At 72.0% G+C, this 11,483-nt stretch carries 11 protein-coding genes; 5 read left to right on the forward strand and 6 right to left on the reverse strand.

Annotation, left to right across the window (positions count from 1 at the left end; translation table 11 throughout):
- The first annotated feature begins 45 nt into the window (after nucleotides 1–45).
- Nucleotides 46–1,032, forward strand: a complete 987-nt coding sequence (locus tag MQP27_RS22630) for an oxidoreductase (RefSeq protein ID WP_242767123.1) — start codon at nucleotides 46–48, stop codon at nucleotides 1,030–1,032.
- Here the strand turns inward: MQP27_RS22630 and mgrA are convergent.
- Nucleotides 1,022–2,014, reverse strand: a complete 993-nt coding sequence (gene mgrA, locus MQP27_RS22635; protein WP_242767124.1) for an L-glyceraldehyde 3-phosphate reductase — start codon at nucleotides 2,012–2,014, stop codon at nucleotides 1,022–1,024. The genes MQP27_RS22630 and mgrA overlap by 11 nt on opposite strands.
- Before the next feature lie 168 nt (nucleotides 2,015–2,182).
- Between mgrA and MQP27_RS22640 the strand changes: the two genes are divergently transcribed.
- The gene (locus MQP27_RS22640) at nucleotides 2,183–3,076 is read left to right on the forward strand and encodes a LysR family transcriptional regulator (protein ID WP_242767125.1); all 894 of its coding nucleotides are present in this window, start codon (nucleotides 2,183–2,185) and stop codon (nucleotides 3,074–3,076) included.
- A 17-nt stretch (nucleotides 3,077–3,093) separates the two neighbouring features.
- Nucleotides 3,094–3,609, forward strand: a complete 516-nt coding sequence (locus MQP27_RS22645; RefSeq protein WP_242767126.1) for a mycothiol transferase — start codon at nucleotides 3,094–3,096, stop codon at nucleotides 3,607–3,609.
- Here the strand turns inward: MQP27_RS22645 and MQP27_RS22650 are convergent.
- Complete coding sequence (locus tag MQP27_RS22650; RefSeq protein WP_242767127.1) at nucleotides 3,591–4,661, reverse strand: adenosine deaminase; 1,071 nt, start codon at nucleotides 4,659–4,661, stop codon at nucleotides 3,591–3,593. The genes MQP27_RS22645 and MQP27_RS22650 overlap by 19 nt on opposite strands.
- A 45-nt stretch (nucleotides 4,662–4,706) precedes the next feature.
- Nucleotides 4,707–5,099, reverse strand: a complete 393-nt coding sequence (locus MQP27_RS22655) for a VOC family protein (RefSeq protein ID WP_242767128.1) — start codon at nucleotides 5,097–5,099, stop codon at nucleotides 4,707–4,709.
- Between the two features lie 287 nt (nucleotides 5,100–5,386).
- On the opposite strand from MQP27_RS22655, the gene MQP27_RS22660 reads away from it, so the two are divergent.
- Together MQP27_RS22660 and MQP27_RS22665 are read left to right on the forward strand one after the other, a co-directional pair.
- Nucleotides 5,387–6,514 carry a bile acid:sodium symporter gene (locus MQP27_RS22660; RefSeq protein WP_242767129.1) on the forward strand — a complete coding sequence of 376 codons (1,128 nt, stop codon included), beginning with the start codon at nucleotides 5,387–5,389 and terminating at the stop codon, nucleotides 6,512–6,514.
- Between the two features lie 815 nt (nucleotides 6,515–7,329).
- A complete protein-coding gene (locus MQP27_RS22665; RefSeq protein WP_242767130.1) occupies nucleotides 7,330–7,788 on the forward strand; it encodes a pyridoxamine 5'-phosphate oxidase family protein in 459 nt (152 codons plus the stop codon).
- A 12-nt stretch (nucleotides 7,789–7,800) separates the two neighbouring features.
- Here MQP27_RS22665 and MQP27_RS22670 read toward each other — a convergent pair whose 3' ends face one another.
- The 3 genes from MQP27_RS22670 to MQP27_RS22680 form a co-directional block, all read right to left on the reverse strand.
- The gene (locus MQP27_RS22670) at nucleotides 7,801–8,823 is read right to left on the reverse strand and encodes an alcohol dehydrogenase catalytic domain-containing protein (RefSeq protein ID WP_242767131.1); all 1,023 of its coding nucleotides are present in this window, start codon (nucleotides 8,821–8,823) and stop codon (nucleotides 7,801–7,803) included.
- A 200-nt stretch (nucleotides 8,824–9,023) separates the two neighbouring features.
- A complete protein-coding gene (locus MQP27_RS22675) occupies nucleotides 9,024–9,929 on the reverse strand; it encodes an aldo/keto reductase (RefSeq protein WP_242767132.1) in 906 nt (301 codons plus the stop codon).
- A 40-nt stretch (nucleotides 9,930–9,969) separates the two neighbouring features.
- Nucleotides 9,970–11,334, reverse strand: a complete 1,365-nt coding sequence (locus tag MQP27_RS22680; RefSeq protein WP_242767133.1) for a phosphoinositide-specific phospholipase C-related protein — start codon at nucleotides 11,332–11,334, stop codon at nucleotides 9,970–9,972.
- Nucleotides 11,335–11,483: the final 149 nt, after the last annotated feature.

Raw genomic sequence — 11,483 nt, forward strand, 5'->3', positions numbered from 1 at the left:
GGACCTACGGTGGCACGGAAGGCTCACACAGAGGAGTTACGCCACATGTCCACCGCACAGCAGCCCCTCCCCTCCGGCATCGGCGCCGCGGCCACCGCCGAGGAGGTGATCAAGGGTGTCGACCTGACCGGCAAGGTCGCGATCGTCACCGGCGGCTACTCCGGCATCGGCCTGGAGACCGCCCGCGTCCTGCGCTCCGCCGGCGCCGAGGTCGTCGTACCGGCGCGCGACCTGGAGCGGGCGCAGGCCGCGCTCAAGGACGTGCCGGGAGCCCAGGCCGAGTATCTGGACCTGCTCGACCCGGCATCGATCGACACCTTCGCCGAGAAGTTCCTGGCCTCTGGGCGTCCGCTGCACATCCTCGTCAACAGCGCGGGGATCATGGCGACACCCCTGGCCCGGGACGCGCGCGGGTACGAGAGGCAGTTCGCCACCAACCACGTGGGCCACTTCCAGCTGGTACGGCGCCTGTGGCCCGCGCTGGTCGCCGCCGGCGGCGCGCGGGTCGTGGTGCTGTCGTCGCGGGGCATCCGCTTCGCCGGTGTCGACTTCGACGACCTGCACTTCGAGCACCGGCCCTACGAGCCGTTCGTCGCCTACGGCCAGTCGAAGACGGCCAACGCGCTGTTCGCCGTGGAGCTGGACCGGCGCGGTCGGGCCGAGGGCGTAAGGGCCTTCGCCGTGCACCCCGGCATCATCATCGACACCGGGCTGGTCAAGCATCTCGACCCGGAGCTCATCCGGGCCTCCGGCACGGTCGACGAGGACGGGAACCCGATCATCGCCCCCGAGCGCCAGTGGAAGACGGTGCAGCAGGGCGCGGCCACCGGTGTGTGGTGCGCGACCAGCCCTCAGCTCGCCGGTCTCGGCGGGGTCTTCTGCGAGAACTGCGACGTCAGCCCGCTGGTGACGCCCGAGACCGAAGCCGCCTGGTACGAGGGTGAGCAGACGCCCGGTGTCCTGCCGCGGGCCGTCGACCCAGAGGCGGCGGCCCGCCTCTGGGAGGTCAGCGAACGGCTGATCACTGCTTGACGATCGCGTCGATGCGGGCCAGTTCGTCCGCGTCGAAGTCCAGGTTGCCGGTGGCCGCGACGCTGTCCTCGATCTGCTGGGCGCTGCTCGCGCCGACCAGCGCGGAGGTGACGCGGCCGCCGCGCAGCACCCAGGCCAGGGCGAGCTGTGCAAGGGTCTGGCCGCGGCCCTTGGCGATCTCGTCGAGGGCGCGGAGCCTCGCCACCAGGTCCTCGGTGACCGCGTCCGAGTTGAGGAACGGGCTGTCGCTCGCCGCCCGCGAGCCCTCCGGGATGCCGTCGAGGTAACGGGAGGAGAGCAGGCCCTGCTCCAGCGGGGAGAAGACGATGGAGCCGACCTGGAGCTCGTCGAGGGCGTCGAGGAGGCCGCCCTCCTCGGGGCGCCGGTCGAGCATCGAGTAGCGCGGCTGGTGGATGAGCAGCGGGGTGCCGAGCTCGCCGAGGATGCGGGCGGCCTCGCGGGTCTGCTCCGCCGAGTAGTTGGAGATGCCGACGTAGAGCGCCTTGCCCTGCTGCACCGCGGAGTGCAGGGCGCCCATCGTCTCCTCCAGGGGAGTCTCCGGGTCGGGGCGGTGGGAGTAGAAGATGTCGACGTAGTCGAGGCCCATCCGCGCGAGGCTCTGGTCGAGGGAGGACAGGAGGTACTTGCGCGAACCCCACTCGCCGTACGGGCCGGGCCACATCAGATAGCCGGCCTTGGTGGAGATCACCAGCTCGTCGCGGTACGGCCCGAAGTCCGTCTTGAGGAATCCGCCGAGCGCGGACTCGGCGGCGCCGGGCGGCGGGCCGTAGTTGTTGGCCAGGTCGAAGTGGGTGACGCCGAGGTCGAAGGCGCGGCGCAGGATGGCCCGCTGGGTCTCGACCGAGCGGTCGGGCCCGAAGTTGTGCCACAGGCCGAGCGAGATCGCGGGCAGCTTCAGGCCGCTGCGGCCGGTGCGCCGGTAGGGCAGGTCCGCGTAACGGTCGGGGTGTGCGGTGTACAACGCGACTCCAGAGGGGTTGGCACACGGTTTTCCGGTTCCCGGAACTCCTGGGAGTCCAGAGCTGCTGGGACCAGAGCTCCTGGGAAACCAGCACCCACTCTTTCGCGACCTGCGGGCAGTGGTCCAACAGGAGAATGCGATGGAACTCAGCGACTAGGCTGCTCAATCATGGAACTCCGCCATCTCCAGCACTTCGTCGCGGTCGCCGAGGACCAGCATTTCACCCGGGCCGCCGAACGGCTGCTGGTGTCCCAGTCCGGTCTCTCGGCCTCGATCCGGGCGCTGGAGCGGGAGCTGCAGACGCCGCTGTTCGTGCGGACGACCCGGCGGGTGACGCTGACGGAGGCGGGGCGGGCCCTGCTGTGCGAGGCGGAGCGGATCCTGGCGCAGGTGCGGGCGGCGCACGAGGCGGTCGCGGCCGTGCAGGGGGTGCTGCGGGGCACGCTCTCGCTGGGGACCGAGCAGTGCATCGCGGGGGTTCATGTGGCGCGGCTGCTGGCCGCGTTCCGGCACCGGCATCCGGATGTGGAGATCCGGCTGCGGCAGGCAGGGTCGGGTGCGCTGGCGGAGGAGGTCGCGGCCGGACGCCTTGACCTGGCCTTCGCCTACCGGACGCAGGCAGACACCGACCAGCTGCGCTCGGTGGCGCTGACGGCCGAGCCGATGACGGTGCTGTGCCACCCCACGCACCGGCTGGCGGCCCTCGGCGCGGCCGTGACGCCGGACGAGCTGGGCGGCGAGGTGTTCGTCGACTTCCACCCGGACTGGGGCCCGCGCCGCACCACCGACACGGCCTTCGCGGCGGCGGGCGTACGCAGGACCGTCGCGCTGGAGGTCAACGACGTGCACAGCCTGCTGGACCTGGTCGACGAGAACCTCGGGATAGCCGTCGTGCCCCGGCACTTCCGGCACAAGCGCGAGGCCCTGACCGCGTTGCCCGTGAAGGGCACCGGTGAGACGGTCTACGAGACGGTGGCCCTGCTGCCGCCGCCGCAGGCGACGAGTCCGGCGGCCCGGGCGCTGATGGCGCTTCTGGAACAGGGGACGCACGACGGCCCGTGATGCGCGATGGTGGAGGGATGCATGCCAAGGACATCCTCATCGACGGGTTCAACCGCATCCAGGAAGAAGTCCACGCCGCCGTCCAGGGGCTCGGCCCGGACGACCTCGACGCCCGCCCCGCCGCCGACGCCAACTCCATCGCCTGGCTGATCTGGCATCTCACCCGGGTCCAGGACGATCATGTGGCCGACGCCTTCGGCCTTGAGCAGGTGTGGCTGACGCAGGACTGGCACAAGCGCTTCAACCTCGACCTGCCACGCCACGACACCGGTTACGGCCACAGCCCGGCGAAGGTCGCCAAGGTGCGGGTCGACTCGCCCGATCTGCTGACCGGCTACTACGACGCCGTCCACGAGCAGTCCCTGCGGGCCCTGCGCGAGCTGACCGCGGGCGACCTGGAGCGCATCGTCGACGAGCGCTGGGATCCGCCGGTCAGCCTGGGCGTACGGCTGGTGAGCGTCCTGTCCGACGATCTGGAACACGTCGGACAGGCCGCCTATGTGCGCGGGCTGCTTCAGAGCGCGGCCGCGTAACCCGGCAGGACGACGTCCTCGATGAGGGCCTTGCGCTCGTCGAACGGGATGAACGCGCTCTTGAGGGCGTTCACCGTGACGGTGCGCAGGTCCTCGACGCTCCAGCCGGCCTGCTCGACCAGCAGGGACATCTCCCGGGTCATCGTCGTGCCCGACACCAGACGGTTGTCGGTGTTCAGGGTGACGCGGAAGCCGAGGTCCTTGAGCGCGGTGATGGGGTGCTCGGCGATGGAAGTGGCGGCGCCGGTCTGGAGGTTGGACGTCGGGCACATCTCCAGGGCGATCCGGCGGTCGCGCACCCAGCCGGCGAGCCGGCCGAGCTTGCCGTCGACGATGTCCTCGGTGATGCGCACACCGTGACCGATGCGCTGGGCGCCGCACACCTGAAGTGCCTGGTGGATGCTGGGAAGGCCGTGCGCCTCCCCCGCGTGGATGGTGAACGGCACGCTCTCGCGGCGCAGGTGCTCGAAGGCGTCGAGGTGGTCGGCGGGCGGGAAGCCGTCCTCGGCGCCGGCGATGTCGAAGCCGACGACGCCCGCGTCGCGGTAGGCGACGGCCAGGTCGGCGGCCTCGCGGACGCGGTCGAACATCCGCATGCCGCACAGCAGGGTGCCGACGCGTACGGGCGTACCGGCGGCGGCCGCCTTGGCCATGCCCGCGGCGAGCCCTTCCTGGACGGCCTCCACGACCTCGTTCAGCGTCAGCCCGCCCTTGACGTTCAGCTCGGGGGCGTAGCGCACCTCGGCGTAGACGACGCCGTCGGCGGCGAGGTCGAGCACGTACTCCTCGGCGACGCGCAGCAGGCCCTCGCGGGTCTGCATCACGGCGAGGGTGTGCTCGAAGGTGGCTATGTAGCGCACCAGGTCGCCGGAGTTGGCGGCCTCGAAGTACCAGGCGGCCAGCTCGTCGGGGTCGGTGGTGGGCAGGGTGTGGCCGACCGCTGCCGCGAGCTCCACCACGGTGGCGGGGCGCAGGCCGCCGTCGAGGTGGTCGTGCAGGACGGCCTTGGGCAGGCGGCGGATCGTGTCGGCGTCTACGCGCGTAGCAGTCATGGCGGGTCTTTCCTCGGCAGGTCGGTGGGAGCGGGCGGGGGTCGGTCAGTCGGCGGGCTGGAGCAGGTCCCAGCGGTTTCCGTAGAGGTCCTGGAAGACGGCGACCGAGCCGTAGGGCTCGTGGCGCGGTTCCTCCAGGAAGGTCACGCCGGCGGCGAGCATACGGGCTTGGTCGCGGGCGAAGTCGTCGGTGTGCAGGAAGAACCCGACCCGCCCGCCGGTCTGGTCGCCGACGCGGCCGCGCTGGGCGTCACCCTTGGCCCGGGCCAGCAGCAGGGCGGTGCCCTGGCCTGCGGCGCCCGGCTCCACGACGACCCAGCGGGAGCCGTCCGGGCGCGGGGTGTCCTCGACGAGCCGGAATCCGAGGGCCTGCGTGTAGAAGCGGATCGCCTCGTCGTAGTCGTCGACGACGAGGGTGACCAGGGCGATGCGTCTCATCGCGGCCTTTCGGAGGAGGTGGCGATTGATGGCCATGGAGGGCGGTTGACGGGTGAGGTTATACGTAAAACCTCGGGTGCGCCAGTCCGCTCTGTCGGTGGCGTCGTCTACAGTTCAGTAGACCGACTACACCTGTGTAGTCACACGGTCGTCGCATACGGCCGTGCCCGCACCCGCATCACGAAAGGGGCCCTCGAAGATGACCGCCGAGCCTGCCGTCCACCAGCCCCTTCTCGCGATACCGGCGCTCCGTCCCCACCCCTGCCCCACGACGGAAGAGCGCCGCCATGTGTCCCCAGCCCGAGACCGACATCACCACCGCCCGTCCCCGGCCCGAGAGTGATGCGACCGCCCGCCCACGCCGGTCGCGCCTCTACGGCCTGCACCGCCTGCTCCGCCGCCGCCTCGGCACGGCGATCGCCCTGGCCTATGCCGCCGCCGCGCTGCTGCCCGCCCCCGGTCTGTGGCTGCGGCGGCCGCACCCGACGGGCCTCTCTGAACTCCCTTTCAGCACCCCGCAGTTGCTCCTCGGACTGGTTCTGTTCGGCGCCGGGCTCCAGGTGCCGCTGCGTGAGCTGCGGCTGTTGCTACGGCGCCCGGGCGCGCTGGTCGCCGGGCTCCTGCTGCATGTCGGGGCGCCGCTGCTGATCCTGCCCGGGGTGGCCTTGCTGCTGCGGCAGTCGCCGGACCGGGACGGCGGCAGCGGCATGGTGGCCGCGATGATCCTCGTCGTCGCGATGCCGGTGGCGGCCGGGGCGACGGTGTGGACGGCCAAGGGGGACGGCGACCAGCCGACGGCCGTGGGGCTGGTGCTCGCCTCGACGCTGGTCAGCCCCCTCACCGTGCCGCTCACGCTGACCCTCCTGTGTCCGCTGCTGCGCGGCGACTACGCGGGTCGGCTGGCGGACGCGGCGCAGACCGCGGGGAACGCCTTCGCCCTCACATCGGTCGTGCTGCCCTGCGGTGCAGGGCTGCTGTGCCGGCTGCTGCTGCCGCGGCGCGCTGCGGGCGGGCTCGTCGACGCGGCCGTCGCCGCTGCCCTGCCGGCCTCGCTGCTGCTGACGTACGTCAACGCGTGCGGTGTCCTGGACCCGTTCCTCCGGCATCCGCGTCCCGTGCTGCTGGTGGGGGCGCTGGCCGTCGCGGCGACGGTGTGCGGGCTGTCCTTCGGCGTGGGCAGGGTCGCCGTCCGTGCGCTGCGGCTGGACGCGAGGGCGGGCGCGTCCGTGACGCTGGCCTGCGGGATGAACAACAGCAGCGCGAGCGCGGTGCTCATCACGACGACACTGCCGGACCGGCCACACATCCTGCTGCCGGTGCTCGCGTACGGGCTGCTGCAGAAGGTGGCGGCGGGGCGGGTGGTGCGGGGATTCGGCGGCGGGAGAGCGAGGCTGCCGGGCGGGCTGCGGGAGTGAGCGGTGGCCGGGGGGCTCGTTCACGCGTCGGCTGAGCGGTTCCGGGGGCACGCGTTCGTCGGGCGGTTGCTTGGTCATGCGCCAGCCGGGCGGTGCCTCGGCCACGCGCAGCCGGACGGTGTCTCCGCGTCGGCAGGGCGCTGCCTCGGCCAGGCACCGGCCAGACGGTGCCGCAGCTGGGCGGTCCCGGGGACACGCGTTCGCCGGGCGGTTGCTCGGTCGTGCGCCAGCCGGGCGGTCCCGCGACCATGCGCCAGCTGGGCGGTGCCTCAGTCACGCGTCGGCTGGGCGGTCTTTCGGTCACGCGTCGGCCGGATGACTCCTCAGCCGCACCAGCCGGGCGACCCCTCGGCACGCGTCAGCTGAGCCGTCCTTCGGTCACGCATCAGCGAAGCGGTGCCTTGGCCACGCAACCGCCGGGCGTCCCCTCGGGTCGGATGCCGAGCGAGGGTTCCCTGGCTCATGCTCCGGTCCTGGCGGACCTCGGCACACGCGCCGGCCGGGAGGTGCCTGGCTAACACGCCTACCGGAGCAGTCCCCGGAACTCGCGCCGACCGGAGCAGTCCCCGGAACTAGCGCTGGCTGGAACGGTCCCGCTGCACACACGCCAGCCGCAGCAGCTCCCGCCCACACGCCAGTCACAGCGGTCCGCCAACCCACACACCGGCCACGGCGGCCCGCGACTCACACGCCGGTCGCAGCAGCCCCGGTGCACGCGTGCAGCCGTCGTGAGGCAGGCTCCGGGTGTCCTAGGGCCCGGGAACGAGGACTGCGGGCCGAGGTGCTTCGGCGGGTGGGTCGGTAGCGTGCCCGGCATGAAGATCGTCGAGCAGCCGCGTGGGGCCGAGCAGCGCAAGCGGGACGTACTGGCCCGGCTGGAACGGGAGACCGACGTCTGGGTGGCGACCGCGGACGCGCACGGGCTGCCGTGTCTGGTCGCTCTGTGGTTCGTGTGGGACGCGGAGTCCGTGTGGGTGTGCACCCGGACCACCAATCCGACCGGGCGCAATCTGCGCGACGGCGGCCGCACCCGGCTCGCTCTCGGGGACACGCAGGACGTGGTGCTGGTCGACGGGGAGGTGGAGGTCTTCGGCCGGGAGGACGTGCCCCTCGCGGCGGTCGAGGCGTTCGTGGGGAAGACGGGGTGGGATCCCCGTGCGGACAGCGCCGCGTACGCGTTCTTCCGGGTGCGGCCCCGCGCCGTTCAGGCATGGCGCGGGACGCACGAGCTGCGGGGGCGCCATCTCATGCGGGACGGCGTCTGGGCGGTCTGAGGGCGACGCGGGTCAGGGCGTGAGGACCATGCGGAAGCGGGCGCCGCCGGCGAGCATCTTCCGGTAGGCCTCGTCTGCCTGCTCCAGCGGCACGGTCTCGGTCGTCGGGCGGATGCCGTGCAGGGCGGCGAACGCCAGGGTGTCCTGCACGTCCTGCGCGGTGCCGGAGGGGTGGCCGCGGATGATCCGGCCGCGCATCAGCAGCTGGTTGGGGCTGATCCCGAGGGCGTCGGGGTCGGCGCCGATGGCGACCAGTTCACCGCGGTGGGAGAGCCCGTCCACGGTGGCCGTGATGGCGGCGGAGTTGCTGGCGGTGGCGAGGACGACCTTGGCGCCGCCGAGGGACCGGAGCGCCTCCGCGACCGGGGTGTCCGTGGTGCTGTCGACGTAGTGGTGGGCGCCGAGCTGCTTGGCGAAGTCCGCCTTGTCGGCGCCGCGGGCGATCGCAACGGTCTCGTAGCCCATCGCGACCGCGAACTGCACTCCCAGATGGCCGAGGCCACCGATGCCGAGGACGCCGACGAGGTCGCCGGGGCGGGCGGAGCTGCGCCGCAGCCCGTTGAACACGGTGACGCCGGCACAGGCCATGGGGCCGGCGTCGACGGCCGAGAAGGCCTCCGGGACGCGGGCCAGCGCGTCGACGGGCGCGATCGTCCGCTCGGCGAAACCGCCGTCGTAGGCCCAGCCCGGGACCTTCAGGTTGTCGCAGACGATGAAGTCGCCCTGACGGCAAGGAGTGCAGTGACCGCAGCTGCCGCCGAACCAGCCGACCGTGACGCGGTCGCCCGGCTGCCAGCCCATCTCCCGCGCGCCGTCACCGAGTTCCTCGATCCGTCCGGCGATCTCGTGCCCGGCGACCACGGGGAACCGGACGCCGGGCAGGGCGGCGTTCACGAAGGCGGCGTCGCTGTGGCAGATCCCGCACGCCTCGACGGCGATCCGCACATGGCCGGGGCCCGGCCGCGGCACCTCGCGCTCGGCGATCCGCAGGGGTCCGCCGGCCTCGGTCACCTGGGCGACTCGATAGGTACTCATCCGCTGCTCCTGGGAAGGTGCGAAAAGGTCCTGAACCAGCACACCAGCTCCGGACCTGCCGCGCGCGCCGAACGGTGGGGGCAGTGCACTGGGCGCCGGGGCGGGCATCCGCTGGACGGCCGGTGTGTCCACGTATGGCTTCTACTCCTCCTCGCCGCTCGGGGGAAGTTCGATCGCGGCCACTGGACGCGCCGACGGCGTCAGTCCGCCGCGCGGTGCAGGGCGTTGAGCCGTTCCAGCTCGTCGTCCGTCAGGCACAGTGCGCCCGCCGCGATGTTCTCGGCGAGGTGGTCGGGATTGCCGGTGCCGGGGATGGCGAGGACGTGCGGGCCCTGGTGCAGGGTCCAGGCGAGGCGGACCTGCGCGGGGCTCGCGTCGTGGGCGCGGGCGACGGCGAGCACCTCCGCGTCGTGGGCGGTCGTCGCACCGCGCGCCCCGCCCTGCCCGGCGACAGCGAAGAACGGCACGAAGGCGATGCCCTGTTCACCGCAGAGCCGCAGGACCTCCCCGGTGGCCGGCGCACGGTCGCCGAGCCCGTACCGGTTCTGCACGGACACGACGGGCGCGATCTCCTGCGCCTCGGCGAGGTGCCGGGGCTCGATGTCGGACAGGCCCAGGTGCCGTACGAGGCCCGCCTCGCGCAGTTCGGCCAGCGCGCCGAAGTGCTCGGCGACCGACTCCTGGCGCATCCGGCGCAGATAGACCAGGTCGAGGTGGTCCCGGCCGAGCTGGCGCAGGTTCTCCTCGACATGGCCGCGCAGTTGGTCGGGCCGGGCCGAGGTGCCCCACTCGCCGTGGTAGTCGCGGTAGGGGCCGACCTTGGTGGCGATGAGGAGGTCGTCGGGGTACGGGGAGAGCGCGCTGTTGATGAGTTCGTTGGCCGATCGCAGCTGGGAGAAGTAGAAGGCGGCGGTGTCGATGTGGTCGACGCCGAGCTCGACCGCCCTGCGCAGCACAGTGATCGAGCGCTGCCGGTCGCTCGGTGTGCCGAGGTGGAAGGCCGCGCTGCCGGTCAGCCGCATCGCGCCGAAGCCGATGCGGCTGACGGTCAGGTCGCCGAGTTTCCAGGTGCCCGCGGCGTCCGCGGTGATCGTTTCGGAGGTCACCGGCGGAGTCTCACACGACGGGTGCCGTGCCGCGTGGACTTTACGGATACGTATAGGAGTTCAGGGTGGCGACTGCGGCGGCCGGGTTGCCGAGGTCATAGCGGTCGACGGCGAGGAAGTTCGGCTTCTTCCGGGCGGCCGGCAGGCAGAACCGCCGGGCGCGGTCCGCGAGTTTGGTGTTGTCCGTCGTCGCCGTCGCGGCGATGGCGGCGTCACGGAAGTGGTTCATGACGAACAGCGGGCGGAAGCCGGTCTCGGTGCGGGTCAGCGGGATGTTGGTGTCGGCGCCGTACCAGCGGCTGTAGCAGGACCAGTCGGAGGTGCCGATGCCGGAGCCCATGGACCAGTAGTTCTCCACGGTCCACTCGCGCTGGTACATCACGCCGAAGCTGTCCCGGGTCAGGCCCGCGGCCTCGTCGGCGGCACGGCTGTGGTCGGTGAAGATCAGCAGCCGCTGATCGGCCGCGACGAGGTCGGCGAGCCTGGGCCAGCCGTGCTGCCGGACGCCGGTGCGGTCGGGCCGGTAGAGGACGTCGGACAGGCCGCTGACGCGGGCGAGTTCGGACCGCAGGACGCCCGGATCGACGTAGTCCTCCAGGAAGACGGTGACGAACTGGTCGGGATGCGCCTTGAGGAAGTCGACCATGCGCTGGAGGTCGACCCACAGGGCGACGGGCTTGCTGACGAGCGTGCAGCTGTTGTGGCAGAGGATCGCGCCGTCCGGGGTCTGGTGGATGTCGAGCATGAACCCCCGTACGCCGTCGGCGAGTTGCTGGTCGATGCCACGCGTCTGGTTCGGGACGAGGTTGACGAAGGGCGGGGCGAAGCCGCCGTCGACGCCGTTGGCGTAGGCGTTGTGGGCGGTCAGGAAGGTGACCTGGTCCAGGGTGCGCCGGTCCTGGGGCGGCATGGGGCTGGTCGCGGGCGTGACGGGGGTGAGGTACCAGGTGGCGAGTACGCCCGGTGCGCCGACTGCCAGCTGGGCGGGGTAGTTGGCGCCGGAAGGCTTGGCGGCCACGGTCAGATAGCGGTCCGCGCCGGGGACCTTGAGGGTGTACTGGTCGTCGCCGCTCGGCGCAATCTCCCAGGCCGCGTCGGCGGCGGTGCAGGACACCGTGCGGGCCTGGTCCCCGGAGCGGCCGAGGCAACTGCCCGTCGTGTCGGTGCTCTCCAGGACGTACGAGGTTCCGCTCGCCGTCAGTCTCCACTGCTGGCGGTCCTCGTCGCCCTTGGGTCTGTGCTGCTCGACGGCTCCCGCGTTGTCGGCGGCGTTGAGCCCGGTCGTGGCGCTCTGGAGGTAGTAGGAGCCCGGCTCCGGGACCTCGGCGGTCGCGCCGGCCGGGGGTGCCACGACCGCGGCGGCGAGCACCGCGGCCGTGGCGAGCAGGACGTGGGGGGTGCGCATGGTGATGCCCTTCCGAGTCGGTTCGGAACGATCAACAAGTGATCAGGTGCATGTCACCATGACGTAGAAAGCGGCGTCAGCAGTAGAGGTTGGCGCCCGGTGAGACTCCGAGGACCTGGGCGAACCGTTGGTAGGCGTCGACGCGGCTC

The organism is Streptomyces cylindrosporus, from assembly GCF_022698165.1.
GTDB lineage: Bacteria > Actinomycetota > Actinomycetes > Streptomycetales > Streptomycetaceae > Streptomyces > Streptomyces cylindrosporus.

Bases quoted from the DNA above. Each gene is read 5' to 3' on its own strand.
- MQP27_RS22640 (WP_242767125.1), top strand. From the start codon at position 2,183: ATGGAACTCCGCCATCTCCAGCACTTCGTCGCGGTCGCCGAGGACCAG.
- MQP27_RS22660 (WP_242767129.1), top strand. From the start codon at position 5,387: ATGTGTCCCCAGCCCGAGACCGACATCACCACCGCCCGTCCCCGGCCC.
- MQP27_RS22665 (WP_242767130.1), top strand. From the start codon at position 7,330: ATGAAGATCGTCGAGCAGCCGCGTGGGGCCGAGCAGCGCAAGCGGGAC.
- MQP27_RS22630 (WP_242767123.1), top strand. From the start codon at position 46: ATGTCCACCGCACAGCAGCCCCTCCCCTCCGGCATCGGCGCCGCGGCC.
- MQP27_RS22645 (WP_242767126.1), top strand. From the start codon at position 3,094: ATGCATGCCAAGGACATCCTCATCGACGGGTTCAACCGCATCCAGGAA.
- MQP27_RS22670 (WP_242767131.1), bottom strand. From the start codon at position 8,823: ATGAGTACCTATCGAGTCGCCCAGGTGACCGAGGCCGGCGGACCCCTG.
- MQP27_RS22650 (WP_242767127.1), bottom strand. From the start codon at position 4,661: ATGACTGCTACGCGCGTAGACGCCGACACGATCCGCCGCCTGCCCAAG.
- MQP27_RS22655 (WP_242767128.1), bottom strand. From the start codon at position 5,099: ATGAGACGCATCGCCCTGGTCACCCTCGTCGTCGACGACTACGACGAG.
- MQP27_RS22680 (WP_242767133.1), bottom strand. From the start codon at position 11,334: ATGCGCACCCCCCACGTCCTGCTCGCCACGGCCGCGGTGCTCGCCGCC.